Genomic DNA, 26,157 nt, shown 5'->3' with positions numbered 1-26,157 from the left:
GGGTAACCGGCATCCAGCCGTATCAGTTTGCCGGTGTAATCGGTGCTGGTTTCAGCGGTGATAAAGCCGCGCCCGCAGGCGTTCAGCTCCAACACCAGATTGGCATCAACCAGCGGCACCGCATCGCCGGACAGCATCAACCTGCGAATAGATTTCATGAGGTTGGCCCCAGTGCATCATTGACCGGTTTCAACACTTTGCGCTCAAACCAGCTTAATTTCTCTGCATCCTCGCTCGCTTCACTGCCGCCGGTACCGTCTGCGGTCTGCTTTTTGGCGACAGTTTTGCCCCCGGCACGGGCCTCGCGTTTCTCTGACACGCTCAAAAACTCTTTGAGGGTAAAGGTCACCAGCCACGCCATTTTGCCATCTTGTTTCGGTGCATCAATCGCGCCGGTAAAAGTGGCCAGCCGAAAATTAATCGCCTGCGCCACCTGATTAGCCACACGGTATTTTTTCAGTGCGCCGCCTGCGTCTTTGGTTTCAGCCAGTGCAAAAAGTCGGGTTAACACCTCCGGGGTGCTGAATGGCACCATCCCTGATATCCGCAGCTCTTTGGCCTTAATGCCCTGCTCTGCCGTGGCGGTACTGGATGTTTGGCCGGATTGGTCTTTTTCCTGAAATTGCATGGTAGGGGTCACTGTCAGCCCCTTTAACGGGATGGCTTCACCGTCCAGTGCCAGCATGACTATCTGTGTCATTTATCATCGCCTCCAGCGGGGTTAAATCCTCTCCGGCGAACAAGGTGGCCAGAGTAAAAACAGCATCCTGCTGCGGTACATTCTTTTTCATCTCACTGGCCAGCGTGGCCGCGCTGCCGCTGGCGGTAAATACCCACGCCTGCGCACGGCCTGCCAGTAAACCATTTAACGCACTTTCCACACTGGCCAGTGCCGCCGCCTTGGCGCTGGCAAAACCGGACAATGCCGACGCCAGTCCCGCCAAATTAGCCCCCGCCCCTGCGGCATCTTTAGCTTGTGCAATACGTTGGGCATTGATGGCCATGCGGCTGGTTGCGGTGGATAACGACTGCGGCAGCGGTAAGCCGTTTCCGGCACTGGCCGGTAACTGCATTTTGGTGGTGGCTAGTGTGGCCGCAGTGCTGGCCATGCGGGTCACTTGCGAAAATACCGGCAACGGCAGTACCGCAGAAAATTGTTTGAGCGCATGCATAAAGGTGGGATGGTCAGCAGCACACACCATAAACACCACCACCGACTGCTGGCCACTGCTGCCTGCCAGTTTTCCCGCCAGATGATCCACCGCGTTCTGCGGACTCAGATAACTACCCGATTCCTCACTGCGGCCCACGCCATAAACCCACGGATGCACCGGCAGCATGGCGCAATTGACTGCGGCCATATTGCCGGGAATGGATAAGGCTGCTTTACGCCACATCAGGCAGCTCCGGCCAAATAACATCAGGTGCAGTTGTTACATCTAATTGCTTGAGCGCAATAACGTATTTTTTCAGTTTGATAAGACGTGCGGTGCTTTCATCATCAATAATTCCCAGCATCAGGTCAGTTTGCAGCGCGGTAAGCTCATCCTGAACTAACCAGATTTTGTAGTTACGTTCCCTTTCCGCTTCTGCCACCTGCATTTCTTGCAACCAAACCAGATTTACGACGATAGCATCATGGGTTTTATTGAACTGCCAAGCCTCGATAAAACTCTGGTCTGGCAGGTCTTCACGCAAGATTTTCAACCAAGGCCCATCATGGGTAAATGCATCTAAATACTTTTGCGTAGCGAAATTGACCACTGTCATTCCGCGCCCACTTGCATTTTCAAACACAACAACATAAATATTGTCGTATGCGTCGTTGTCTGGTTGCTCTTGATTAATTAAGTGTTCCATTTTTTCACTCCTTACGGGCCAACGACGATGACATAAAATTCAGGCCAATCTATCCAGTTGTAGCTGGTGCCGCCGTCATTGGCATTCTGGATGCTGAATGAATTAGGCGTTCTATTCCAAATATTCGCGGAGTGAGCACTTAATGCACCATTTTGCGTGCCGCCATTAACCCCAACCGTTACGGCATACGCGCCGTTCGACGTTGACATAACAAAGTTATAGCCGCCAACGTTGGTACGGTTTATCGCCGCAAAACCGAATGAGCTGATGATTGCGCCGTTTCCTTGCACCGCCGCCCAAGCCCTTACCCCCCTATTTGAAAGGTAGGTTGATAAGTAGCCACCCCATACAGTACCGTAAACATTGCCGTCAGCAGCTAACCATGCAGCTGTATTGCCAGCATAAACAGTACCTTCCGCTATCACTCCTGAGCCTTTTAAATTCCCCGTAGCACTCAGTGACCTAGGGATTAATACATCACCCGTGGTTCTATTGATAAAGAGAGTCACCCCCAATGCATCAGTCACTACACGGAAGTTACCGCCTGAATCAATATCAATAAAAGCGGCTTTGGCATCGGCCTTATCATATAAATCAATTTGCCCGCCCTCAGCACTGTTCGGCATCGGGTGGACTTCAAGATTCTTTACGCCAAGGTTGCCGGGTAACTGAATATTGGTGTCTTGGCTGCTAATTGCCCCGATGTTTTGCCGAAATAACGCCACGTTGGGAATATCTGCACCGTTGCGATCTTTGGCTAACCGGGCGCTGGCGTTTTCCATCGTAATCTTGACCGCTTTCAGGGTTGCCGCCAGTGCTTCACTCTCGCTATCAACTGCGCTGCTTAACTGGGTAAACCCTTTCGCGGTCAGTGTGGCATCCGGATGATTGCGCGATTTCTCATGCTCTTTGAGGGCGGCGTTAATATCAGCAATGGCTTTATCAAACGGATTGGCTTCGCGTTTATCGTCTTCCCCGCTGGCGGTGATTAATGCCAGTGAGGCAATATAATGAGTAAAACCGTTGGCATCGGTGTAGTCGCCAAAATCCCCGGCGCTGTGCTTCACGCCAAGCTGAATAATCGGCGCAAATTCACTTAACACGCTGCCCTGATAACTGACATCGGCATAAACCACATTACCGGCGGCGGCTTCCAGTAACACATCATCAGCCAGCAACGCACGAATACCGCCAACATAAGCCAGCCCGGCTTTCACCCGGTATTTATCGCCGTCTTTGCTCACTGAAAAACCGTCAGCGAAAAAGGCGGCGTGGCCGTAATAATCCAGATTGGCCAGACGGCTTACCTCATCAATGCCACGCAGCCGGGCGCTAAAATCAATTTGCCATGTTTGCGCCGATAAGGTGATCTGGCTGGCCTCTGCCGCCCCGGCAAATTCCATTAAAAAGGTGCGGGTGATGTTATTACCCTGCACCCCATTGGCGGTGGCAATTTTCTGCTGTGCCGGGGTATGCACAATCATGCACAGGGTATTACTGGCAGTATCCACCAAGCCAATCCAGTTAAAAGTAAAATCACCCACACGGGTATCCAGCACCACCGAATAGGCCACCGCTGAATCATTAATCAGGCCGTACTGCGCCACCACATCCCGATGCACAATCTGACCATCAGCCGGAATACCCTCATCGGGGTTAATGTCGGCGGTATGATCAAGCCCAGGTACATGGGCAAAAATGATGGTATCCGGGCGAGCCGGTAAGTTATTTAACACCTGTCCCGCTTGCCAGTGTTCAAATGCGCGGGTAATGACCGTTGCCATAGTAAATATCCTTATTTCAATTTCGCCGCATAGACTTCATGCGAATGCTGTAATTGGGTGGGCGTCACTGCCGCCGTGCCTTTGATGGTGCCGGGCGCGATGATTAATTTTGCAAGGTGGTAGCCATATTCATTGCTGAACTCCCCGCCGTGCATCGTCACCGTTCTGGCGTTAACCACTTGGAAAATATAACGGCGGCAGGTGCGGCCATACTGGCGAATAAGCGCCATCATTAAGGTATTATTTTCCGCTATCTGGTTATCATTCACCCGGATAACAATAACGTCCCAGTCGTAGCCCGGCTGGCGCTCCAGTTGGGTTATCACCCCGATATCCAAGCGCTTAAAGATGGCACTGAATCCCGCTATCGAACCGGCGTCAGCGGCGTTAATAAAGGCGTATTGCACCCGTTTGCGGTACAGGCTCAACGGCTCACCATTAAAGCGGCTGATATCACGCTGATAAGCCAGAACATTAAGCAGCGGCACCGCGCAGGTAGCGGCATCCAACTGGTTAAGCGGCCATATCAGCCAGCCATGCACCCACTGCCACCATGCGCGGCACACCCGCAGTAACTTGTTTGATTCGCCTTTATCCATCCATGACGGCAGGCGCAGGCTTGTTAATCGGCTAATGAAATCAGGCATTTTCAATCACCACCGTTAAGCTGTTCAGACGCGGGACACTCAGATCACTGACAATATCGCTCAGTGAAAAACTCAGTGACTCAATCAGCGGAAACGTCTTGTGCAGCTCCCGCCCCAGATTGGAAAATGAGAAGCGGGAATAGGGCCACGTTTTCAGCACCTTGTAATTGCTGTTCTGACGAAAGGCGCAGCGGATCAGGTTTTCACCACCACTTTCCAGCTTGGCCAACTCATCAGCGGTTAAATTTTGTTTATTGCTGACATACAGCGTCACCACTAAATCATGCTGGCTTTCCGGCAACGGCATACACTGCATATCATCGCCATGGCCATGGTGGCCCTGATTGGTGATATGGTCGTTGACCGCATCAATAAACGGCTGGGAAATCTCGCCACTGTCCAACAACAGATAAGCGTTGGCGGTACCCGGCCCGCGCGGGGCATCGTGCAGAAAATAAATTCGGTCAATGGATAATCCCACCACCCCGGCTATCATGCTGCGGTACACCGCATCGGTGTGATAGTTGCCTACCAGATTGAACTGATTGCGACATCGGTCGCGAAAATCATCATCTGACTCTTTATCAGCACCCGGTACGGTTAACCAATCGCCCTCGCTTTGTGCCCGTTCTATGCCCGGCACCGCCTGCGGCAAGATACGGTAGTAACCGGGGGCCAGATTAAACGCCCCGCCCACCTCAGCCGCATTTACCGCGACCAACCCACTGACGCTACCGGCAGCAATGGCGGTTTCACTGCTTACCACCACGCTGTAAATTTTGCCGTTAATGCGTTCGGTCTGAACCATCGTCCCCACTGGGATAACCACATCTTGTTGAATATCAGCTTTATAGAAGCGGATCATGCCTTGGGCTGCGGTGGCCGGTTTACGGCTGGCATTGACGCCCCAGCCAAACACATCCAAAAAAGTGCCGCTGGCAGTGGCCAGATACATATTGGCCAGCACGGTATTGATTAACACTTCGTTGAGCCATAGCACCGGGCGAGTGACAATGGTTTTTATCAGCCGCCAGAACGGCGACATATCGGAGGTATTGGTGATTAACCCCTCCTCTTCTACCAGTGCGTCAAACTTTTGCCGAATGTCTGTTTCCGTAGTCGGCATCCCGCTATCTTGTAATACCTGCTCATAATCTATTTCAGGTTTATTACTCATAATCCGCACTTACCGTAATCGGGCCGAAATCGTAGGTATCAGCCGTTACCCATAGCCGTGTGGCCGTTTCTTCATTCACCACCACCGTGCCGGGAATAATGCGTTCATCATCTTCAATTAAAATAATCAACTGGGTGATCACATCGGCGCGTAATGTCGGGCTGCGTTCGGCAATTAATTGGGTAGTTAAGCCACTTTCAACAATAGCGTGAATACAGTCTTGGCCAATGCTAATGCGGTTATTACACAGTGTTGGCTCATTACCGGTATTTAATACAAAGTCACCGTCTTTTATCAGCAGGTCGATATACATTAATTCCGTCATTAATTTAATTCCTGCCATTCCATTAAATCACCCGGCGTCATGCCACCCTGCATATTAATATGGACATTCTCAATGCGTTTGCTGTTATCACTCACGGATTTAGAGTTATTACTGATTTCTTTATTAATCCCGCCTTTATCAATATTGCGCATCTGGCCACCGGTTAATAAACCATTGGCAGAATTGATTGGGCTACTTTGCGGGGTAGCAATACTTTGTGCCTCAATGCTGACACCGGGAATAATATTCAGCTTATCGATGATCCAATTATACGTTTCGGCAAAGGTACTTTTCAGCCAGTCCCATAAGCCACTAAACACATTACCGATGCTATCAGCCATGGCACTGAACCCGGCCAGTGGTGATAAACCGGTGATAGCCGCTACCAGCCATTGCCAGCCAGACACAATGCGCTGCCATACCCCACTGAACACCTCTCCAACAGAGGTCACCACCTCAGACAACCACTGGAATGCGGCCGTATCTGCAATGGCGGCTTTAATCTCATCCCAGTACTTAATCAGGTAGTAGATACCCGCTGCCAGTGCGGCAATGGCCACAATCACCAACAACACTGGCCATGTCAGGAAGCTAAAGGAGATCCCCGCCGAGATGGCCGCGATGCGTAGCGCCAGTAAGACACCGCGCATAATACGCATGGTGGCATTGGCGGCAATAATCGCTTTGTTATACAACCAGATGGCGGCAGTGTGGATTTGGGTCACCGCACACAATGCACCCCACAGCAGTTTTAACCCCATCCAGATAAACATGCTGATCCCCATCACCATATTGGCGATGGCACCGGCAGCGGCAAAACTCAGCAGCGCCAGCATGGCATAACCGATCAGCCGGGCGATATTGGGAAATAGCTGCATCCAGCGGGCGAACTTCTCCCCGATAGCCGATACCCGATTCATGATCGGATACAGCACTGGTAACAGGGTTAAGCCCAAAATCACCCGCATCCCTGTCCAGATGGCCATCAGCCGTTCCCATGGGTCAGCCATTTTCTTGGCCATCTCACCGGCCCGTTTCATGCCGTCATTACTGCCCAACTCACCGATATTACGTTTCAGCAAATCGACATTGCCGTAGAGCTGTTTAATGACATTGGCACCGTCCCCAAAGGCTTTATCCAGCTCGGCCTGCGCCTTTAAATTGCCCTCGATGGTTTTTCCGTAACGCCCCTGCAATTTCTCCAGCATTTGCGGCATGGTCAGCATCTGGCCGGAAGCATCCACAAAACTTAGCCCCAGCGTTTTAGCCCCGGCAGCGGCCCCTTTCATGTAGGTTTCATAACTGCCGCTGGCCTCAGTTCCCAAGGTTTTTTGCAACTGGCCCAACACAGCAAATTGCTCATCCATGCCCACGCCGTAATTAGCGCCAACCCCTTTGGAACCCTCCATTAAGTCAGCCATGGTCTGCATATTGACGCCAAATGCCTGCGCCATGTATGCCGTTTTACCGGCCACCTCTTCGGCAAATTTCACTTTACCAATGCGGTCGGCGTAGCTGTCAAACTGGTTATACATTTGCCCCATGTAGGCGGCGGCTTCGCTGCCGGTGGTTTTCATGCCTGCGGCCAGCACATTGGTGGCCAGGGTAAAACGAGGCAAATCACGATCAGACAGCGTACCAATAGTACTGCGCACATCGGCACTGGAGCGCACCACATCCACCGCGCTGCGCCCATACTGCATACTGAATTTCAGTGCGTCGGTGCTCATCTTTTGCAAGGCGCTGTCACTCACCCCCTTGGCGCTGGCTTCATTAAGCGCCCCGGCAAAATCCGCCGCTGGCCCCAGTGCGCCTTTAATGCCCTGCACTACACCAAACAGGGCCGCACCGCCCACCGCAATTTTACCGAAAGCCGCTTGTGAGTGATCCGCGAACCCTTTAACGGTGGACTGCACCTGCTTTAACGGGCGCGTGATTTTATCAATCATGCTTAAAGTAAAATCGAGGTGTTTCATTAGTCGCCTTTAAATGCCAAGCCAATTCCATTGGCTATAGAAATACGGGTGTTATCCCAATAACGGTTATCCAACCAAACGGCACGGGCTAAATTTTCTATATCGTCATTTTCATGCGGCAGATAATGGCGGCGTAGAATAAGAAATTGTTCAATTGAATTACTTTCAATGGCCCGTAACCGTTGGGTTAGTTTTTTACTTCAATTTCCAATTTCGGCGCATAGACTTGGTTCACTTGGTCAACCAATTGCAAAGCCGCACCCGGTGTTTTTAAAATTTCGTCCAAGGCTTCTTTGGTTTCTTTACTGATAATACGGCGCAGATATTTAAATGCCGGGGCAATTTTATTATCCATTGCCATATCATTAATTAAACCGTTATAAGCGGTGGTGTTTGGTTCAAAAATAAGTTCAACGCTACCCACTGCTAATACAATTTTATGTTTATCGGCCATGTTATTTATTTCCTTGTCTCAGATATATTTCGTTAATGAGTTGGTTGTGTCGCGCCGCGCATAAGGTATAAATACTGCGATAGGCGCGTAAGGCATTATCAAAATCATTACCGGTCGTACCGGTTAATCGAGGTAATACGGTGCTGCATTTAGTGAGCTGATTTTCCTGATAAGGTACGTTCGGCGGCATCACTACTTTCGTTGAACAACCGGACATATTCATCAGTAGCACACACATTAGTAAACACCGGCTTAATAATTTCTGTGTGAATAACCGGCTGGTACTTATCACCCTGCTGGCGCAACGCTTCCAGCTTATCTTCCAGTTGCCGGGCTGAATCACTGGCTATGCCCTCCGAAATTGTCCGGCCCTGTTCTGCCGCTGTGTTGGCGGCACGGGTAATACTCAGTTCCAGACGGTCATGCTGTAAATCATTGAGATACCACCCAGCCACAAATGCCGCCACTATCAGCGCCAGTATCTTGGCCATCAGCGCACCCCGTTATGCTCAAGGCTAAAGTGGTTACCATCAGGATTAGTTTTGAAACGTCCGCCCCATGTCCCGCCCAACGATTCCCAATATTCGCCCAAAGGTAAAAACGCCTCACTTTTGGTCTGATACACCCCGTTGATAAACAGATTAAAATCCACTGCCAGCCGCGAGGTATGCAGACTGTTACTGATACCGGTTCCCGCTTTGGCATTCAGTTTGGCCTGCTCCGGGGTGCGGTAGGCTTCACCCAAGGTCAGACGGTAACCCCGTTCCCCGGCCCAGCTAATTAACTGCGCAATCAGTTGGGTAAATAACTGCTGTTTTTCACTTAACGTCATGGTTTCTTTCCCTTTAATAAACTACTGCCCCGGCGGCGTAACCACACTTCAACCGCCTGATAACCGGCAATGCCCAACGCCGCCCCCAATCCGTTGATGGCCAGCGGGGATAACCCCGGTACCCATACCAGTGCAGCCGCTGCCGCCATTGAAGTCCCCGAACCCAAAATAACTCGACCAACAAACAGCCGGGCGGTGATCGGCTCATCGCTGGCCAGAATCTTGCCTAAAGCCAGTAAGGCACCGATAACCCCCAATGAAATAATGGCTTTTTCATGTTCCTGCATCCTTGCTCCCTAGCCGATCAGATTGCGCGTGGCTTCCGCTTCCAGATAGGGAATGCCGTTGATACGCACAAAATCCGGGCTGGTAATGAAATACTTAATTTTATGGGTCAGCACCGCCCCGCCTTTCGGGTCAACATCCAGCGCGGAATCAAATTTCAATTTCACGCCGAACGCCTCCACTTTCAGCTCTTCTTCCCCGGCTTTGGCATAGAACAAGATGTCAAACGCCGGGATACCGCGCCATGAACCGGCGCGTGAGGCTTTGGCGGTCAACTGTTGCAGCACTTTGGTGCTAACTTCTATGTCCCCCTCGCCGCCAACATCGCCTTTTACATCCCCATCCGGCACACCATTAGTCTGTGCCGGGCCGCTGTTATCGGTAATGGTCAGCCCGATTTTTTCCACATGGATCAAATCACCGTCCATATTGATATCCACCGACTGGCCAGAAATACGGGTACTCATTGGCTATCCTCCAGTGTGGTATCCAGCATCAAACTCACCGTGATACCTTTCGGGCATTCATACGGGCGCACCACAATATAAATTTCCACTTTGGTGGCGGTGCGCCATGTAATCACCACATCGCCCTCTTGTGGTGGCTTCACTTCACCGGGAAAGGTGATCCCGTTGATTTGTGTACTTTTGGCCATCTCGCGCAGTACCTTGGAAAAATAGGTTTTGTGCGCGGCAATGCTGCCGGGGCTGCTGTTAAGTGAACGGTCTGCAATCTTGGCAATCGCCTGTAAGCGAATGCGGCGGGCCGCTTTATCAACAATGCGCAGGCTTTCAATTGCCTGATAATCCCCGCCCTCCACATCCAATGTGCGGCCATCTGCCCAGTACATGCCGTCATAGTCCGGGTACCACATTGGAACGCTGTAGCGCAGGGTTTCCAGCGCCTGCAAGGTGGCTAAATCCAGCGCCACACCTTTGCCATCCACTGGCTGCGTATCACTGCCCATTTCCAGTAGTGGGCCAGTGGCGACACGGGCCGGACTGTCTGCGATGGTCACCGCGCGGTTACATAAACGCCCCGCCAACACCCCCGGCTCATTGCCCCACAACCGTGGCACCAGTTGCACCGCCGACGCCGCAACACCCTGTTGTAATGCTGCCAGTCGGGCTAAATACTCCGGCCAGCCCTCTTCGGCTTGCGGGCCATCAACAGCCAGCACAAACCACACCCAGCGACCAAACTTGGCCAGCAACTCAGCCCGCAGACTGGCGGCGGCGGTGATGGTGGTTTTATCCGTGGGTAACACCACTACCACACCCTCAACACTGGCCACCTGCTGCGCCGCTCTGACCGCCGCCACCCACGCCAGTGGGTCAAGTTCGGCATTTTTGTCAGGCTCTGCCAGCACATGCACAAAGCCGTTCCAGTTCTGGCCCGCATTGAGCATCGCCGCATTGGCGCAGCTTTTTACCGCGCTGGCATCCGGCCCCAGCAACACATCAAAATCCGTCTGCGTGTTCACCGCCAGCGTTTTCCCGGTGTTAACCTTGCCGCTACCGATAAACAGCACGGCCCGTTCAATCTCTTTGGTTTCGCCCTGTAACTGGTTTTTTTGGTCAATATTGACTTGTGGCCAACTCATCGTTACCCCTTCATATCCTGTGCTTTGACGTCCCAGCCAAACCCGATGGCCTGTAACTGACGCGCTAAGGCTTTATTAAAATCGTCGTCGCTCATGCCCAAGAACTCACGCGCCGGGACATCCACTGTCCACGCTGATTTAGCCGCCTTGCCACTCAGTTTTTTAATCAGCAAACCCGCTTGGGCGAAACGCATTTTTCCTACAATTTCTTTGTAAGGCGGCTTGCGCCAGCGCTTGCCCTGTTTTACCCGGTAACCCAAGGCCCGTAGCTTTTTGGCCTGTTTGACAGTGGCGGGCCGCTCCGGGGGGACGGTTTTAGCCACGGCGCTGCGGTTAATGGTCACCTGCATGCCGTTTTGCTGACCGTACCCCACCACGCCCGCCGGTACCGGTTTTTCGCCGTTGCGGTACCCCCCGCCCTGCAAATACAGCCTGACCGCGCTAATCTCTGGCATTTCACGGATATGCAGCAATTTCGGCATGTTGCGCAGCATCTTGCCGCGCTGGTTGGTCTGCCGTCCCTGCCACGAGGTGCCATCCGGTGATTGCTGGTTCCGCACATTACGCTTGGCGGCGACAATCACCCCGTACTTGGCCAGCCGCCATAGCAACCGCTGGCGTTTTTGGGGCGGCAACTCCAGTTGTTTAAGTGCCTGTTGCAGCTCGATTAACTGTTTTTTACTCAGTTCGCCGTTGATAATCATCCGTGTTCACCAATCGGCGCACCCTGCGCATCCGCGCCAAATATCGCGCCCTCCGTGGCCAGCCATAACTGCGGATCGGTCAGCCGCCATTTAGCCCCCTGAAAGGGGATGTCCCCGGCCTCATCTTGTTTAATACTCAGTGATTCGGTGATGGCCATCGACACCACCACCATGGCGGTTTTATCGTCAATCACATCGATATCAATACTCGGCAATTCAGGCTCCGGGCCGTAGTCGGGGCCATTCTCAATCATCCACACCAGCAACAAGGCGCACAGATTGCGCGGGTCATAGTCGCGGTATGGGAAGCGGCCCCAACTCAGCACCGCATCAAACTGCATCAATGCCAGTTGATACTGATCCAGCCCTAAATCCCGCTGCGCCGGAATAAAACGCAGTTCGTCCATGTCACTGTTAAATTCCAGCTTACGCAGCCGTTGCGGTAAGTTGCCCTGCACAAAAGCGGTTAATGACTGTAATTTGCTCATATCTGCCTCACGGTGCAGCGGCCCACACCTTTCATATTGCGCAATACCGTACTGGCCTCTGCCAGCAGGCGGCTGCGGGTTTCGGGGTTTTCCTGCCCGGCATTGGGTACCCGGCTAAACTGCGTCGAATACTCCCCCAGTAAATCAGCTTTGGCGCGGGCAAAAATGGCCTTTTTATACTGACTAATCAGCGCTGTTTGCCCGTTCATCGCCACGCCCGGTACCGCTGCGGCCTGTTGATATCCCTTAGCCACATAACCCGCTGCTAACTGGCGCAGGTCTAAATTCACCTCAGCCACGCTGGCCAGCAACGCATCGGCTTGCGTATCGGCATCAATATCAGCCGGAATACTGCGGTTACGCTGAAACTCGCTTAAATTGAGGTCTGGCCAAAATCCGTCATTGGTCAGTTCAACATCCTGATAATCAATATCTTTTCCGTTAAACATACAGCTCCCGAAAAAAGCGGGCAGACCGGTTTCCACGGCCTGCGAACGAATGTTGCAGCCTCCACCGCGCCCGCTTTGGCTCTCGGTAGTCGTTATTATTCTTTGTCTAGCATCCGTAATCGGGCGGCAATCCGTTGCCGATGGGTTTTAACGCCACACCCCGGATGGAAGATGTTAGCCTGTGCCAGTAGCGCATCAGCCTGTTGCAACGTGGCCACATCCTCTATGGCACTGGGCAACGGCTCCCCTTTGTCATTACGCAACAGCATCAACCCGGCAAACTTGAACCACTTGGCACTGGCCTGCTCCGGGATACGCCAGTTATCCCGCACGTTGTCGAATACTCGCGAGAAATACGGCTCAATGCTCTGGCCCGCGTCCATGCTGGCCTCAGACCACGCCAGCATGCTATCGGCCACAAAGTGGGAAATACTGCGCCGCTTGCCAAAAGGCGTTATCTGCCGTTGCTCTATTGCTATATCTGCCCAGTCCAGCGCCTGATCAAAGTCCCCAACATCAAACAGCCAGGCAATGCAGTAAGTGAATACCGGGTTGCTGTAGACCTCGCCTGCCGCCAGATAGGTTTCCACACTGGGTAACCAGCGGGGCAGCAGTTCCCGGCGTTTCAACTGCACTTTCTCAGCCAGCGTCAGCCCGTGCAGCCGTTGGGCATCGTTCTCGATGGCCATCTTTTGCAGGTGCATACTGGCCACACCGGCCAGTGCCTCATGATTGTTTAGCTTGCGTTCGGCCTGAATTCTGGCCGTGTGCCGCTGTGCAGGTGATAACGCCATGATTACCCCTTATTCCCCGGCTTTCGGGTCTGCCAGTTCCGGTACCTTGCCGATGGTTACCGCTGATTCGTCATACGAGGCGTACAACTCCGGCTCTTCGACGGCGTAGCCCTCGTTACGCAGATACTTGTTTTCGTACTGCTTACGATCATCAACAAACTCCGCTTTACGCTGGCGGGTGTTACGTTGGGTATAGATATGCAGGTTAGCCAGTGGCGTGACCACCATGCGCTTACCCGGCATAAACGGCGGGATAATGGCCGGACGGCCTGCAATGGTGCTGGACAGCATTTGCGCCGCAATCTTTTCAGTCGGGCGATCAGCTTTGTTGTACAAACGGTGCTGCTCTGCCGCCACCAAATCTGCCCCAACCAGTACAACCAAGCGCGGATCACTGCGGTGCTGTGCCGGAATTTTGCTGTTAATCAAATCCGCAGCCATGGCATCCAGAGAGATAAAATCGCCGCCCTCGCCCAAGGTGATCGCATCATCAATAACCTGAATCCCATCATTGAAGTTTTTCATGCGTGCTTGCCAGCCGATATTGACGTCTTCACCGCTCGGATTAGCTTCCGGGTCAGTGGTTTTTGCTACCGATGTTCCGTTCCAGCCAATACGCAGCATATCCAGCGCAAACGAGTTATTGGTAAAGGTCTGCATCAACTGGAAGAATTCGTTTTCACCGCCCGCATTCGCCCAAATGGACAGCAGATCCCACGGCAAGGCTGCGCCGGAATCGGTTTCAACCAGTTCATATTTGTTACCGTCAACACCGGTTTTACGGATGAAGCGGCCACCCTCTTTACGCCCGGTAAAGATGCCGGAATTACCCACTGAAACCACTTGGCCAGATAACTGGTCAACATCGGCGCAGGTGATCATGGACAGGAATTCGACCGATTCCAGCAATGCGGCCCGCAATGCAGTTTCTTTCGGGTCAGTCAGCGAGAAATAACGCCCTACATCACTGACACCGTATTCTGATGCCAGACCGGCGCTATATAGGTCTAATAACGCTCGCGCCCGTGGATTTAAATTCATAGATTTTCTCTGTTATATAAAAGATGAATTAATAATTAACAGCCAATACGTTGGCTATTAAGCCTTACAGGAATTTAAACGGCTTTTTCCCCTCACCTTTAGAAAACTTATTCGGTAATTTAGTAACTTTATTATCCAGCTTGCCAAAGTTCTTAATAATGCCCGGCAAGTTATCGCGCAGGGTGGCGAACTCTTCGGTATCCACCACTTCTTTTACCGTTTCAACATCGGCCACAACTTCTTCTACAGCGGTATCGGTTTCTTCGGTTTTTGTTTCCAGTGCAATAACACGAGCTTCCAAACTGGCCAGTGCCTCGGCTAATACCTGAACTTTACTGTCCGCATCTGGAATTTCTTCCGGCGTTTCTTCGGAATAGTTCTTAATACCAAACATACTCTGCCACGGACTTTTCTTTTTATTTACTGTTTTACTTGCTGCCATTGTTTTTTCCTTACCCAAATTCTTAAATTCGCTAATTACCAGCGGTTCCAGCGCACCGAATAATGAATGTTTACGCTTGCTGCTAAAACGTAAGCGCTGCGTGCCGACACTCGCCGGGGTATTGGTGACGCCCAAGCCCTCCAGATAGCACTTACCCGTTCCCCTGAAATTACGACTAGGGGTCAGTTCAACCGAACAAAATAACAATTGGCCATCCCGATTGGCCTGTAAAAGATGGGTGGAGGGACACAAGCGAGCGAACAGCCGCATGATCCCGTCCACTTCCTCCGCCTTTAGCTCTAAGACTTCGCCCAAGTTATAACCCCAGTCTTCATGCTCAGGCCAGATCAAGGCGGCATAGAATTCATAGTCATAAGTTTCGGCGCAATCAATTAGCCACTGGCGTTCCATATGGCGTCCATCTACGGTTTCACCCTCAGACGCAATACGTATCCAGTTAGTCATGAGTTGAGAGCCGGACATAAAATACAATCTCGTTATTAGTGGTTTTAATTCAGTGATTGCAGTATTGCGGATTATTTTAATCGACGCACCCACCCTATTTCGGTTCAATTCGGATATAACCCGTTAGCCGAATACAACCGATTTATTAATAACGTCTATCCAAAATAAACCCCGCATAATTACATTCATGGCTAAACACTCACAAACTATTATCGGTGTGGCGCGTTCACTTTATTTACAACGGTGGACACCGAAAGAAATCGCCAACGAATTAAATCTGCCGAATGCGCGGATCATTTACTATTGGGCACAAAAATGGCATTGGGCTGATATGCTCAGTCATGAAAGTATTGAGGAGGCAATCAATCGCCGCATATTGGTACTGGCCAATCGCGATAATAAAAACGAGCTGGAATTAAAAGAGGTAGACAGCTTAATTGCCCAGCACTGCAAATTAATGGCGCAGAAAAGTAAACACGCGGAAAAACTAGCGGCGATTAAAGCGCAGACACAAGGCAGTTATGCCAGCGGTGAAGAAGCTGCTGCGCGGGATGAGAATGGCAGCGGGAAACGTAAATACCGCAAAAATGATATTTCAGGCATTCAACAGGAAGAACTGGAACTGTTTGCCGGGGAAACGCTGTTTTTCTATCAGCAATACCTGCGGGCCAATAAACACCACGCTATCCGCAATATTCTGAAAAGCCGCCAGATTGGGGCAACGTGGTATTTCTCCTTTGAAGCACTGGAAGACGCGATTATCAGCGGCGACCCACAAATATTCCTTTCTGCTTCCCGTGCGCAGGCCGAAGTATTCCGCTCGTATATCGTCAATATCGCGCAGCAGTTCTTTGGAGTGACGCTGACCGGTAACCCAATACGCCTCAGTAACGGCGCGGAGTTGCGTTTCCTGTCTACCAACAAGAACACCGCCCAATCCTACAGCGGCCACCTGTATTGCGATGAATATTTGTGGGTACCGAATTTCGCCAAATTAAATGAAGCGGCCAGCGCCATGGCCACCCATGACAAATGGCGTACCACCTATTTCTCCACACCCAGCGCCAAAACCCATCAGGGCTACCCGTTCTGGACGGGTGATGAGTGGAAGCAAGGCGACAAACAGCGCAGCAAAATCACCTTCCCGGAATTCGACGAGTACCGCGACGGCGGGCGACTCTGCCCCGATGGCCAGTGGCGCTATGTCATTACGTTAGAGGATGCGATAGACGGCGGTTTCAATCTGGCCAATATCGAACGCCTGCGCAATAAGTACAACCGCGACACCTTTAACATGCTCTATATGTGTGTGTTTGTGGACAGCGGCGACAGCGTATTTAAATTCCATATGCTGGAAAAATGCGGTGTCGATATTGAGATGTGGCAAGACCATGATTTCAGTGCGCCACGACCATTCGGTAACCGCGAGGTGTGGGGCGGCTTTGACCCGGCCCGCAGCGGTGACACCTCAACCTTTGTCATTATTGCTCCGCCGGAGTTTGAGGGTGAACGCTTTCGGGTGCTGGCCACGTTCTACTGGCAGGGGCTGAATTTTAACTATCAGGCCAACCAGATAAAAGAACTGTTTCAGCGCTACAACATGACCTACATCGGCGTGGATATTACCGGTATCGGCAACGGCGTATTTGAGCTGGTACAGAACTTTGCCATGCGCCAAGCGGTGGCCATCCACTACGGGCTGGAAAGTAAGAACCGGCTGGTGATGAAAATGATAGATGTCATTGAAAGCCAGCGCATTGAATGGGACGGCGAAGCCAAAGAGATCCCGGCCTCGTTTCTGGCCATTCGTCGCACCAGTACCGCCAAAGGTGGCGGCATGACCTTTGTTGCAGACCGCACCAAAGAAACTGGCCATGCCGATGTATTTTTCGCCATCGCCCACGCAATAGATAACGAAGCGCTCAACTTTGAGCATAAACGTAAATCCACATGGAAGACGAGCAAAGCCGCATGAAGAAGAAAAAACAGGATCGCAGCGCCCCAGTGACCCATACCGACAGCAAAATGAGCATTATCAGTTTGGGCAAGCCCGAACCGGTTTTAACCACCGGCACTGATTATCAAGAAATCTGGTATGACAATGATTTTGACCACTACAGCCAACCCATTGACCGGCTGGCCCTTGCCCAACTGGTTAATCTTAATGGCCAGCATGGCGGCGTTCTCTATGCCCGGCGCAATATGGTGGCGGCTGATTATGTGGCCGGCGGTCTGAGCCATGAGGAATTGAAAGCCGGGGTTTTCGATTATCTGACCTTTGGTGATGTGGCCATTGCCAAAGTGCGTAACGGTTGGGGGGAAGTGGTAGCACTGGCCCCGCTGCCCTCACTTTATTTGCGGGTGCGTAAAGACGACAGCATCGTGATTTTGCAGAAAGGGGAACCGCTGGTTTTTAGCCAGGAGGAGGTTATTTACCTTAAACAGTATGACCCGCAGCAGCAAGTTTATGGCCTGCCGGATTACATCGGCGGGATTCATGCCGCCTTGCTCAACTCCGAGGCCACCATTTTTCGCCGCCGCTACTATCATAACGGGGCGCATACGGGCGGGATTATCTACACCAATGACCCAAATCTCAGTACCGAAGTGGAAGACGAGATTATTAAAAGTCTGGAACAAAGCAAGGGGATCGGCAATTTCAGCACCTTGTTTGTCAACATTCCGAAAGGTGACCCGGAGGGGATTAAATTCATCCCAATTGGCGATATCAGCGCCAAAGATGAATTTGCCAACATCAAGAATATCAGTGCGCAGGATATTTTGACCGCTCACCGTTACCCAGCAGGGCTGGCAGGTATTATTCCCAGCAATAGCGCGGGATTGGGTGACCCGGAAAAGGCACGAACCACCTACCGCAAAGATGAAGTTATTCCGGTGCAACGTATGATTATGGACGCTATCAACAGCGATCCGCAGATCCCGACGCATTTGCACGTTAAATTCGATATTGAAGAGACACAACCGGGTGCTTTATGAGCAGAAATACGTTAAAATTCCAGAAGTTCGCCGCTTTTGGAGCCAGAAACATGCGAGTTATGAAAATTAAGTGCAAAGACTGCGGTTCACCGGCCATTATCCGTAAGAGCGCAAGAAAGCACCCTGAAATCTCCGATTTATATTGTGCCTGTAGTAACGTTGAGTGTGGCCATACCTTTGTAATGAACCTCACGTTTTCCCACACAATCAGCCCCAGTGCTATGGCAGGTAAATGGTTAGTTAAAACCTTACTGGGATTAATTAAACCGGAAGATAAACAAATGGCGCTGGAATTACTTCAAGGCCATTAAAAAAAAGCCCACGTCAGTGGGCTTTTTTATGCGAACAATACAGACTTACCCGGCCACTGGCCCAAACCATACCGGCCGATCACTACAATCGTCCACCTCGGCCGCTTTCTGCTGGCGATAATGATCGCCAATCAACCGAATAACTTGTGGCACTTGTTGCTGGCGCAGGCGCTCAACCCTGTCCATGACACTCTCCGCTGTAACATCTTTACGATGTACTTGATACAGCGCCCCATCAATACCCGCCCGGTAGGTTATTCCCTCAACTGATACCGATGCTCCCTTGGCCATTGATTTTAATATGTTGTTATCCAGATCAATACCTATCGAATCGGCAAATTCTTTAATTTTATGCTCTCTCTCACCCAGCCCAGCGGCCAGCATCAATTCTCCCTGCGTTGGCTTGCGAGTAGTTTTCTGCTGATTCCGTGGTTTTGGTGATTCGCTGCGTATCCGCTTAAGCATTCTCCGCCGTTCTTTAACGGTTAACGCCTCAAAACAGATATTTTCAGGCGGTGGAGGCGGCTCAATAACCTCATTTGGAGTGGCTATTTTTTGAACCTCCGTACAGTTATTGACAGAACTCCGAGGGCGCGCAGACGCGCCTTTAAGGTCAACGGCCAAATCAACGGACAGGTCAAGGGCGCGGGCTTTGACAATCTTCCACTCAGTGGTGCGGGTGATAATGGGCGTGTCGATGCCCACCGGCGGCGAGAACACGCCACGAATTCGGATCACATCTTCAAAATATTCATTGGTGGCTTCTGATGTTTCGTAATAGGTACGGGCGACCAAATTTTCGCGCTTAACAAATGGCCCGCCTTGGGCGTTAACGTACTCAGCCCAGCGACCATAATCGGCAGCATCATGAACAGCGGCAAATTCCACGCTTAAACCCATAGCGGTTTCGTGGTCTGACATCTTGCGCAGCTCACGATAAACGGTAACCGGTGCGCCGCCGATAAACTGAAACTGACGGATACGCCACCGGCTGGCCCATGCAGATACAGCCGGAGCCACCTCTTTCAGTAGCTTGTCGGTTTCATCGTCGGTTTCACCGTCCAGCGCGAAACCGTCGATATTTTTCGAAATGTATTTGGCAATGTAGCCTGTTGCGCTGCCTTTTTCCGGATCAATAGCCTCAGCATGAAAACGGGCTTTTCTGGCCTTGGTGCTGTAAAGCTCGCCCTCATCCTCTTCACTGGCATAATCGCGGAAGATTTTACGCACCTGATCGACGGACTCAGGCAGCATAAACAGCAACATATGCCAGTGCGGAGTGCCGTCATGGTGCGGCTCGGCAACACGAATGCCGAATACGCGAATATCTTCCCGATGCAATTTAGCCCTGACCCGGCTCCACACCCCGCGAAAATAACGCTGTGTTCTCGCCGGATCAGCCCCGCACCATTTGCGGTTACGGTGTCCGTGCTTATTGGTGGCGTGGTATTTAGACGGGGCGGTCAGCGTATAAAACTCCCCAACGTAGCCCATCTCGGTGCATATATCTTCAAACCCACGAATGCGAACCATTAGTTCACAGCGACGAATGGCCGGATTAGCCACGCTGTGATCGTACTTATCAATCAGAGAAATGCGGTTTCCCTTTTCGTCCTCTAACTCCATTGATTTGAGAAACTCGCGCGTGCGGCGCTTCTGTTCGCGCCAGTCGCTTACGGTTCCGATACTGGAATAGGGCGAGGCTTTTTTGCTGACATTGCCCAGCGCAATATGCAGGTGCTCTTTCCACTTATCACTGTGGCGGCGTAGGCAGCGAGTCCACCAACTTTCTGATTGCATTTTGGCAAGAAAAGAGGCGATTTTTTCGGCGGTAAGTTTCTGGCGATCAAGCTGGTAAGTATCCCAACCCGGCACGGACTGACGAAAAGCGCGAGTGAGCGCAGACGCGCGGACGTAGAGAGCGAAAGCAATTTTTAAATCTGGCTTATCGTTAACTTCATCATCAACAATTCCGAGTTCGCGCTTGACCAGCAAGGCGATATCTTTCGCTAATATCTCAATATCAGCGCGGCCATAATCGGGCAACTGATTGAAGCGGTATGCGAAAGGCGCAGTATCGTTAGCGTTAGCGGATATTAAATACTGATCATTGACCATATTCAGGCGTGGTAATACGCGCTCGACAAAGTTTTTTGTTAAGTGCGTATTAGCTCGCTGAATCCCTTGTATTTGTTCCAGTTTATTCAGGTGATACCTGATCCCCCGCTGCACTATTTTAGGCTGTTTTGATAACAGGTCTTGGGCGCTAGCCAGTGCGGCTATTTGCTCTTGAGCTTCTTGCTGCTTTACTCTGACCAAATAATCCGGCGCACCAACTGCGGGTATGTGTCTGGTATTCCACCAGTAAGCACCCTCAATACGCAGCACACCGCTACCCTGACAGGGTAACGGTGTTAAAGGTGCTAATAGCCCACCGGAGTGCTTACTCATAATTTATCTTTACCGAGATAAATTCGCCGGAAATCACTCTCCAAATCGAGCGACTTCAAAATCATTACTTTTTGATGAAGTTTAACCATCGTTTTAAATGATGGTCTAAATTGGAGGCTATCTCTTACAATGACATCATTAAAAGAACGTAAATAAGCGTATGCATACCATTGGTTATTAATCCATATATCGTAGTAGTTCTCTTTGTATTTATAATCGATGGTGTATTCACTTAATGAGTCAAGCTCACCCTCTTCTAAAATTGCATTGATTTTTCTATCCCATTCGCGGTTGTATTTTCGTTGATACGCACAAAATATAACCCTCAATATATGACCGGTCATTAGTGACAATTTCATTCTTTCGTCCCTTGCATAGTCGCGATAATTTCTCCCACGGCTTTACGGCCATTTGATTTACAACTGATCGAGCGAGGTGCTGTGATGCAGTGCAAAGCAAAAAGCGAATAAAGTTCGGTAGTTCGGAGTGTGTCGCTATTGGATGCAACGATGTGACAACCGTTATCTGCGGCCCTAGCCAACAACCGGGCAAGACGAAACTGATCATCATCGGTAAAACCATCCGTGTGATAGTTGGTAAAATCGGCAGTTGCAGACGTTGGGATATAGGGCGGATCGCAATAAATAACATCACCGGGCAATGTCATTTCCAATGCTTCGGAAAAATCACAACACAGAAAAGTAGCTTTCTTGGCCTTTTCAGCAAAGAAACGGATCTCAGCCTCAGGGAAGTATGGGGCTTTGTATTTTCCATAAGGGACATTAAATTCACCCTTTTGGTTATAACGGCAAATGCCATTAAAGCAATGGCGGTTTAAATAGAGGAAAATAGCCGCTTTTGATAATTCGTCTCGGTTACCTGAGTTAAAAATATTGCGAAATATATAATACTGCTCTGACGTATTAGCAGTTAAAAATAATGAACTGGCAGTATTTATTAAATCATTCGTTTCAAGTTTTGCGAGTGTGTAGAAGTTAATCAAATCACTATTAATATCTGTTATCAGATATTCATCATAATCAGTGTTCAGCATAACAGAGCAGGAACCTGCGAACGGCTCAACCAGCCGCTTACCTGCTGGCAAGTGTTGGCGCAGAGTAGGCATAATACGGGCCTTTGAACCGGCCCATTTTAATGGGGAACGATTCATTATTTATCGCCTTGAGTAATAGAGCCTAATGGATCAGCGCTGATGGTGATAGTTACCGGATGGATATGTGGATGGTGCTCTGTAGCCCAAGCGGTTAACTCTTTAATCACATCTTCTTTTGTAGAATCATCGGTACTTAACGTAGTTAACTTTTCAACCAGAAGCTCAAGTAAGAACAAACGAGCGGAGCGGCGGGCCTCACTGAATAAAGCGACTAGCTCTACATCATTTGGGGTATCGTTTAGTTTTACAGGTTTGTTATTCATCAGTATTGACCTTTAATTTAGATAATAGGAATCCCGGCGAAAATTAATGCGCCAAAGAAATTATGTTGTTATTTAGAGATTGATTATTCTTTCGGCCACCGAAAAATAATCAGGGAATGGTTTTGTTAATCTAACTAAAAAATTAAGTGATTCTATAATTAACTCCCGTTCATCTTCGGTAAAACTTTCAAAGCGGCGAACTGAGTCACTATTTTTAAATGGTCGCTTAATACTTTTCATTTCCGCGACTCTATTAGCACAAAAGAGAATAACCTCTCTATTTGCGTTGCCTGTCTGCTCATCTTGCGGATTTGCATTAAAATGGCGACACGCATCATTACGGTTAATATTGGCATTCATGCGCCATTCAACAGCAAAATCACGAAAAGACAATTTCCTGTTATTTTGGTTAATCCCAATAGCTCCCATACATCCCCCGCAGTTTAAGCGAATATTCCCATTAACCGCGCCCACCAACGTGGCTTACTGCGAGGCTTGGCCATAAATGGGAACCGGTAACCTTTGATAAACTGTACTTCACTGGCTGTCGGCTGAAATCGGCTACCGTCTGGTGTTTCAATCCAACCATGCAGGTGGCGGCGGTGCGTAACTTGCTGGCCGTTCGTTAGCATTGCCTCCAGAGATGGGCATTGATTAGCAGTCATAAAGTGATCTCCATCAAATGAATAGTTGCCGGGGTACTGCATCGCGCCCGGCGCACGTTTTTTGTGGTACTGTTTTTTGCGCCGGTTACTACTTTGGAAAGAAACCCCGGCGTTACACTCACCCACAACAAAAAGGAAGTCTCATGACACCACAAGAAATTGAAAAATTTGTAGAAAATAACAAAGTGAAACTTGTTCAATTCTTTGATGATGCCAAGCAATCTCGCGTTTCACATTCAGTCGGTAATCGGCTGGTTGCTTTAGAATTTATGGTCTGTGCCGTTGGTGCTTCCCTTGATGGCGAAAGCCGTGAGCGTTTTCTGGCAATCATGAATTCGTTTTCAGTTGCACACGATTCAAACCAAGATGATACTTTTAAAGCAATTGCTGACTTAAATGTTTTGTCTGCCGACTTTAAAAATCTTATTAAGTAATAAATCTAATTATTTCTATTACTTCCAGATATTAACTTAATGATTTCGGCCTCATTAATGGGGCCGCTTTTTTCGCCAGCTTGATTGACTGCATAATATATGCAACCTGCATGTGCACCGTTAATGTAATAAAACTTTTTATATATATCACATCGAAAATCAACCCGTGTATGGGGTGAGACTTTATTAATGCCACCGAATGTATATTTACTTTCTTTAACCTCTGTACATTCAAGACCAAGCGCTATTTTTATTTCCTTATAACTGACTGAGGTTGTAATAATGGCTTCATTTGCTAGTTCAATATTGCGAACACTTCCCGCATCAGAGACAGCGATAACAGCGTCCACATCAAGAATAAAAGCCGCTTCGCCCGTTCCTACTTCAACAAATTTTGGCATATCAAAATCTCCGTCCGTTGATAACAATAAAACCCTTTCGCAAATCAAATTTTGAGGGAGGGCTTTAACCCTAACCTCATACAACATCAATATTCATTCTCTCAACCAAGCTTGTTGTGAGTGGTAGTTCATGCTGCGGCAATGCCTTGATTCTGAACGCCGCCACCTTTGATATTTCGCGTTACTGTTAGCTTATCTTTACGAATTATGTTCTCAATCCACTCCCGCTCCTCCCTAGTGCAAAGTGCGCGGGTTTGCGCCATTGCTTCTAAATATTCGTTCCACATGATAAAACGGCGCGGGCGTTTAGTTCCCGGACGGCCCTCGCGGTGAACTGGTAACTGATTGCGATCCATCATGTTCACAACCGAGCCATAACCACGGCCGGTACGTGCGCAGAATTCGCGCGGTGTAATTGGCTCCGGCTCTGCAAAGCTCATCGTTTTTCTATCGATTGACATCTGTTAACATCTCCCTTGGTTCTCTTGTGATGCCTCTTGACGCTTAAGGCCATTCTTTGGCATTACTTGAGGTTTCTATTCGCCATCAAAATAAGAGATTGGAAATTATATGTCAACCTGTATACCTGAAAAATTAAAACTCATGAGAGAGTCTGAGCGACTTAAAATGAAAGAAGTTGCTGATTTAGCTGGTATTAACTATGTAACTTATGTCGGTTATGAATCTGGCAAATCGAAACTCGCATACGATGCGTGCGTAAAGATTTTCAAACTACCCCGCTTTAGAAAATATCAAAGTTGGTTTATGTACGATGAGGTAGATCCTGAAGCCGGGCAAATCGCACCGGTTCTCGCACACTATGGGCAAAACGAAATAACCTCTCAGTTCTCAGACAAAAAGACTGGGTAACTCTCCATAATGATTTTTTGTGCTTCATTGATTCATTAAGTTTATGTAATAGCAGCAACATCGGAGGGCTTCACTATGTCAGTTAAGAAGCTTGATGATGGTCATTACGAAGTGGACTTACGGCCGCATGGGCGCGATGGAAAACGCATCCGGCGTAAATTTGATAGAAAGAGCGACGCACTGGCTTTTGAAAAGTATGTGATCGCCAACTTCCATAATAAAGAATGGTTAAGTAAACCTGCTGATAAGCGGCGTTTAAGCGAGTTTATTTCGAAGTGGTGGGATTATCACGGGCGTAATTTAAAGCACGGCTGTAAGCGCCTCAATGCAATTGAGGGGATATGCAATAACATGGGTGATCCGATGATGTACCAGATTACCAACCGTTTACTCATGGATTACCGTGCAAAACGGCTGGCTAATGGTATAAAGGCATCCACAATAAATCACGCCCTTGCTGTACTTAGTGGTGTATTCAGTGTGATGATTGAAGCTGAGGAGTTTTTCGGTGAACATCCAATAAGATCGCTTGCGCGTCTTAAGACGCAACAGCCTGAAATGTCTTACTTATCATCGGAAGATATCGCCAGACTATTAGACACGGCGAAAGGTGATGCACGGCGTATAGCCATACTCTGTTTGGCAACAGGTGCCAGATGGGGGGAAGCCAAGAGCCTTAAGGCAGAAAACATCATTCACAACAGAGTGACGTTTATAGAAACGAAGAATGGGAAAAAACGCTCTGTACCGATTTCACAGGAGATCGCCGACCAAGTGAAAACAACAGAAACCGGGCCGTTGTTTAAAACTCATTATCTGACGTTCTATAAGCTAATAAAAAAAGTAAAACCTGATCTCCCTCGCGGGCAAGCAGTGCATGCTTTACGGCATACATTCGCAACCCATTTTATGATGAAGGGAGGAAATATAATCGCACTCCAACGAATACTTGGACATACGAACATTCAACAAACGATGACTTATGCGCACTTTGCACCAGACTATCTACAGGATGCAATAATGCTCAATCCATTAAGCGGAATGTCCACAAACCGTCCACACTTGTGATGTTTTGAGATGTAGTAGGATGCATTTAGAAGTCTAATGATGCTTTAAGTTATTGATATCCGGTAGTCCAGCCCGTGGCTACTGGATACGTAATCCCACAACCTGCTACGATTAGCCTCTTTTTAAGGAATTTGACCATGAACAAACAGCCCGAAGACTGGCTAGATGAAGTCCCAGAAGATAAAAACGACGATGAC

General features: G+C 49.6%; 36 protein-coding genes. 6 read left to right on the top strand and 30 right to left on the bottom strand.

Translation table 11 applies throughout. From position 1 onward, the window contains the following. Window positions 1-154: 154 nt before the first annotated feature. The 22 genes from ACNSO8_RS16875 to ACNSO8_RS16770 form a co-directional block, all read right to left on the bottom strand. A complete protein-coding gene (locus ACNSO8_RS16875; RefSeq protein ID WP_418395316.1) occupies window positions 155-700 on the bottom strand; it encodes a hypothetical protein in 546 nt (181 codons plus the stop codon). Then, complete coding sequence (locus ACNSO8_RS16870) at window positions 666-1,397, bottom strand: hypothetical protein (RefSeq protein WP_418395315.1); 732 nt, start codon at window positions 1,395-1,397, stop codon at window positions 666-668. Before ACNSO8_RS16870 ends, ACNSO8_RS16875 begins: the two co-directional genes overlap by 35 nt. Beyond that, entirely contained in the window at window positions 1,387-1,860 is a 474-nt protein-coding gene (locus ACNSO8_RS16865; protein WP_418395314.1) for a tail fiber assembly protein, read from the bottom strand. The genes ACNSO8_RS16870 and ACNSO8_RS16865 overlap by 11 nt, the downstream gene beginning before the upstream one ends. An 11-nt stretch (window positions 1,861-1,871) precedes the next feature. Further along, window positions 1,872-3,644 carry a phage tail protein gene (locus ACNSO8_RS16860; RefSeq protein WP_418395313.1) on the bottom strand — a complete coding sequence of 591 codons (1,773 nt, stop codon included), beginning with the start codon at window positions 3,642-3,644 and terminating at the stop codon, window positions 1,872-1,874. Between the two features lie 11 nt (window positions 3,645-3,655). Further along, the gene (locus ACNSO8_RS16855) at window positions 3,656-4,291 is read right to left on the bottom strand and encodes a hypothetical protein (RefSeq protein ID WP_077295048.1); all 636 of its coding nucleotides are present in this window, start codon (window positions 4,289-4,291) and stop codon (window positions 3,656-3,658) included. Further along, a complete protein-coding gene (locus ACNSO8_RS16850) occupies window positions 4,284-5,468 on the bottom strand; it encodes a baseplate J/gp47 family protein (protein ID WP_418395312.1) in 1,185 nt (394 codons plus the stop codon). Before ACNSO8_RS16850 ends, ACNSO8_RS16855 begins: the two co-directional genes overlap by 8 nt. Further along, on the bottom strand, window positions 5,461-5,793 hold the full coding sequence (locus ACNSO8_RS16845; RefSeq protein WP_418395311.1) for a DUF2590 family protein: 333 nt from the start codon (window positions 5,791-5,793) through the stop codon (window positions 5,461-5,463). Before ACNSO8_RS16845 ends, ACNSO8_RS16850 begins: the two co-directional genes overlap by 8 nt. Beyond that, entirely contained in the window at window positions 5,793-7,769 is a 1,977-nt protein-coding gene (locus ACNSO8_RS16840) for a phage tail tape measure protein (protein ID WP_418395310.1), read from the bottom strand. Before ACNSO8_RS16840 ends, ACNSO8_RS16845 begins: the two co-directional genes overlap by 1 nt. Further along, complete coding sequence (locus tag ACNSO8_RS16835) at window positions 7,769-7,909, bottom strand: DUF6890 family protein (protein ID WP_418395317.1); 141 nt, start codon at window positions 7,907-7,909, stop codon at window positions 7,769-7,771. Before ACNSO8_RS16835 ends, ACNSO8_RS16840 begins: the two co-directional genes overlap by 1 nt. 47 nt (window positions 7,910-7,956) lie before the next feature. After that, complete coding sequence (locus ACNSO8_RS16830) at window positions 7,957-8,223, bottom strand: putative phage tail assembly chaperone (RefSeq protein WP_046050154.1); 267 nt, start codon at window positions 8,221-8,223, stop codon at window positions 7,957-7,959. 1 nt (window position 8,224) lies between these two features. Beyond that, window positions 8,225-8,446 carry a hypothetical protein gene (locus ACNSO8_RS16825; protein ID WP_418395309.1) on the bottom strand — a complete coding sequence of 74 codons (222 nt, stop codon included), beginning with the start codon at window positions 8,444-8,446 and terminating at the stop codon, window positions 8,225-8,227. Next, window positions 8,373-8,714 carry a hypothetical protein gene (locus tag ACNSO8_RS16820; protein WP_025379271.1) on the bottom strand — a complete coding sequence of 114 codons (342 nt, stop codon included), beginning with the start codon at window positions 8,712-8,714 and terminating at the stop codon, window positions 8,373-8,375. The genes ACNSO8_RS16825 and ACNSO8_RS16820 overlap by 74 nt, the downstream gene beginning before the upstream one ends. Then, complete coding sequence (locus tag ACNSO8_RS16815) at window positions 8,714-9,055, bottom strand: M15 family metallopeptidase (protein WP_418395308.1); 342 nt, start codon at window positions 9,053-9,055, stop codon at window positions 8,714-8,716. The genes ACNSO8_RS16820 and ACNSO8_RS16815 overlap by 1 nt, the downstream gene beginning before the upstream one ends. Next, entirely contained in the window at window positions 9,052-9,342 is a 291-nt protein-coding gene (locus tag ACNSO8_RS16810; RefSeq protein ID WP_005171220.1) for a phage holin family protein, read from the bottom strand. Before ACNSO8_RS16810 ends, ACNSO8_RS16815 begins: the two co-directional genes overlap by 4 nt. Before the next feature lie 9 nt (window positions 9,343-9,351). Continuing rightward, window positions 9,352-9,807 carry a phage protein gene (locus ACNSO8_RS16805; protein ID WP_025379272.1) on the bottom strand — a complete coding sequence of 152 codons (456 nt, stop codon included), beginning with the start codon at window positions 9,805-9,807 and terminating at the stop codon, window positions 9,352-9,354. Then, on the bottom strand, window positions 9,804-10,943 hold the full coding sequence (locus tag ACNSO8_RS16800; RefSeq protein ID WP_418395307.1) for a DUF2586 domain-containing protein: 1,140 nt from the start codon (window positions 10,941-10,943) through the stop codon (window positions 9,804-9,806). The genes ACNSO8_RS16805 and ACNSO8_RS16800 overlap by 4 nt, the downstream gene beginning before the upstream one ends. Window positions 10,944-10,945: 2 nt before the next feature. Beyond that, window positions 10,946-11,647 carry a hypothetical protein gene (locus tag ACNSO8_RS16795; RefSeq protein ID WP_418395306.1) on the bottom strand — a complete coding sequence of 234 codons (702 nt, stop codon included), beginning with the start codon at window positions 11,645-11,647 and terminating at the stop codon, window positions 10,946-10,948. Next, window positions 11,644-12,135, bottom strand: coding sequence for a phage tail protein (locus ACNSO8_RS16790; RefSeq protein WP_418395305.1), 492 nt, complete (start codon window positions 12,133-12,135; stop codon window positions 11,644-11,646). Before ACNSO8_RS16790 ends, ACNSO8_RS16795 begins: the two co-directional genes overlap by 4 nt. Continuing rightward, window positions 12,132-12,584 (bottom strand): head completion/stabilization protein, encoded by a 453-nt coding sequence (locus ACNSO8_RS16785; RefSeq protein WP_418395304.1) that lies wholly within the window; start codon window positions 12,582-12,584, stop codon window positions 12,132-12,134. Before ACNSO8_RS16785 ends, ACNSO8_RS16790 begins: the two co-directional genes overlap by 4 nt. 95 nt (window positions 12,585-12,679) lie before the next feature. Further along, window positions 12,680-13,378 (bottom strand): phage terminase small subunit, encoded by a 699-nt coding sequence (gene gpM, locus ACNSO8_RS16780; protein ID WP_418395303.1) that lies wholly within the window; start codon window positions 13,376-13,378, stop codon window positions 12,680-12,682. Between the two features lie 9 nt (window positions 13,379-13,387). Next, window positions 13,388-14,419: a phage major capsid protein, P2 family gene (locus tag ACNSO8_RS16775; protein ID WP_418395302.1), complete on the bottom strand. Its 1,032-nt coding sequence runs from the start codon at window positions 14,417-14,419 to the stop codon at window positions 13,388-13,390. Window positions 14,420-14,483: 64 nt separating this feature from the next. Then, on the bottom strand, window positions 14,484-15,344 hold the full coding sequence (locus ACNSO8_RS16770) for a GPO family capsid scaffolding protein (protein WP_418395301.1): 861 nt from the start codon (window positions 15,342-15,344) through the stop codon (window positions 14,484-14,486). A 169-nt stretch (window positions 15,345-15,513) separates the two neighbouring features. Here ACNSO8_RS16770 and ACNSO8_RS16765 point away from each other — a divergent pair, with 169 nt between their 5' ends. The 3 genes from ACNSO8_RS16765 to ACNSO8_RS16755 are packed head-to-tail and all read left to right on the top strand — an operon-like array spanning window position 15,514 to window position 18,634. Beyond that, window positions 15,514-17,301 carry a terminase large subunit domain-containing protein gene (locus ACNSO8_RS16765; RefSeq protein ID WP_418395300.1) on the top strand — a complete coding sequence of 596 codons (1,788 nt, stop codon included), beginning with the start codon at window positions 15,514-15,516 and terminating at the stop codon, window positions 17,299-17,301. Further along, window positions 17,298-18,323, top strand: a complete 1,026-nt coding sequence (locus tag ACNSO8_RS16760; protein ID WP_418395299.1) for a phage portal protein — start codon at window positions 17,298-17,300, stop codon at window positions 18,321-18,323. The genes ACNSO8_RS16765 and ACNSO8_RS16760 overlap by 4 nt, the downstream gene beginning before the upstream one ends. Further along, entirely contained in the window at window positions 18,320-18,634 is a 315-nt protein-coding gene (locus tag ACNSO8_RS16755) for an ogr/Delta-like zinc finger family protein (RefSeq protein ID WP_046050139.1), read from the top strand. The genes ACNSO8_RS16760 and ACNSO8_RS16755 overlap by 4 nt, the downstream gene beginning before the upstream one ends. A 45-nt stretch (window positions 18,635-18,679) precedes the next feature. Here the strand turns inward: ACNSO8_RS16755 and ACNSO8_RS16750 are convergent, their stop codons facing one another. From ACNSO8_RS16750 to ACNSO8_RS16725, 6 genes are all read right to left on the bottom strand, one after another. Beyond that, window positions 18,680-21,085: a replication endonuclease gene (locus ACNSO8_RS16750; protein ID WP_418395298.1), complete on the bottom strand. Its 2,406-nt coding sequence runs from the start codon at window positions 21,083-21,085 to the stop codon at window positions 18,680-18,682. Next, window positions 21,082-21,444: a hypothetical protein gene (locus ACNSO8_RS16745; RefSeq protein ID WP_418395297.1), complete on the bottom strand. Its 363-nt coding sequence runs from the start codon at window positions 21,442-21,444 to the stop codon at window positions 21,082-21,084. Before ACNSO8_RS16745 ends, ACNSO8_RS16750 begins: the two co-directional genes overlap by 4 nt. Then, on the bottom strand, window positions 21,441-22,256 hold the full coding sequence (locus tag ACNSO8_RS16740; protein WP_418395296.1) for a Dam family site-specific DNA-(adenine-N6)-methyltransferase: 816 nt from the start codon (window positions 22,254-22,256) through the stop codon (window positions 21,441-21,443). Before ACNSO8_RS16740 ends, ACNSO8_RS16745 begins: the two co-directional genes overlap by 4 nt. Continuing rightward, the gene (locus ACNSO8_RS16735) at window positions 22,256-22,522 is read right to left on the bottom strand and encodes a hypothetical protein (protein WP_418395295.1); all 267 of its coding nucleotides are present in this window, start codon (window positions 22,520-22,522) and stop codon (window positions 22,256-22,258) included. Before ACNSO8_RS16735 ends, ACNSO8_RS16740 begins: the two co-directional genes overlap by 1 nt. Window positions 22,523-22,594: 72 nt before the next feature. After that, entirely contained in the window at window positions 22,595-22,951 is a 357-nt protein-coding gene (locus ACNSO8_RS16730; RefSeq protein WP_418395294.1) for a hypothetical protein, read from the bottom strand. Between the two features lie 14 nt (window positions 22,952-22,965). Then, a complete protein-coding gene (locus tag ACNSO8_RS16725) occupies window positions 22,966-23,187 on the bottom strand; it encodes a phage filamentation protein Fil family protein (protein ID WP_046050134.1) in 222 nt (73 codons plus the stop codon). 143 nt (window positions 23,188-23,330) lie between these two features. On the opposite strand from ACNSO8_RS16725, the gene ACNSO8_RS16720 reads away from it, so the two are divergent. Continuing rightward, window positions 23,331-23,621 carry a hypothetical protein gene (locus ACNSO8_RS16720; RefSeq protein ID WP_418395293.1) on the top strand — a complete coding sequence of 97 codons (291 nt, stop codon included), beginning with the start codon at window positions 23,331-23,333 and terminating at the stop codon, window positions 23,619-23,621. Between the two features lie 5 nt (window positions 23,622-23,626). Here ACNSO8_RS16720 and ACNSO8_RS16715 read toward each other — a convergent pair whose 3' ends face one another. Continuing rightward, a complete protein-coding gene (locus ACNSO8_RS16715; protein WP_418395292.1) occupies window positions 23,627-24,022 on the bottom strand; it encodes a hypothetical protein in 396 nt (131 codons plus the stop codon). A gap of 128 nt (window positions 24,023-24,150) precedes the next feature. Next, window positions 24,151-24,483, bottom strand: coding sequence for a hypothetical protein (locus tag ACNSO8_RS16710; RefSeq protein WP_418395291.1), 333 nt, complete (start codon window positions 24,481-24,483; stop codon window positions 24,151-24,153). A gap of 109 nt (window positions 24,484-24,592) precedes the next feature. Between ACNSO8_RS16710 and ACNSO8_RS16705 the strand changes: the two genes are divergently transcribed. Both ACNSO8_RS16705 and ACNSO8_RS16700 read left to right on the top strand, forming a co-directional pair. Further along, on the top strand, window positions 24,593-24,892 hold the full coding sequence (locus ACNSO8_RS16705; RefSeq protein ID WP_046050130.1) for a helix-turn-helix transcriptional regulator: 300 nt from the start codon (window positions 24,593-24,595) through the stop codon (window positions 24,890-24,892). A 75-nt stretch (window positions 24,893-24,967) separates the two neighbouring features. Continuing rightward, window positions 24,968-25,960, top strand: a complete 993-nt coding sequence (locus ACNSO8_RS16700) for a tyrosine-type recombinase/integrase (protein WP_418395290.1) — start codon at window positions 24,968-24,970, stop codon at window positions 25,958-25,960. The last annotated feature ends 197 nt before the right edge of the window (window positions 25,961-26,157 follow it).

Source organism: Yersinia sp. LJYL362 (assembly GCF_048323875.1).
Note: the sequence above shows the minus strand (reverse complement) of the source record. Positions and strands in the feature narration are given on the sequence as shown.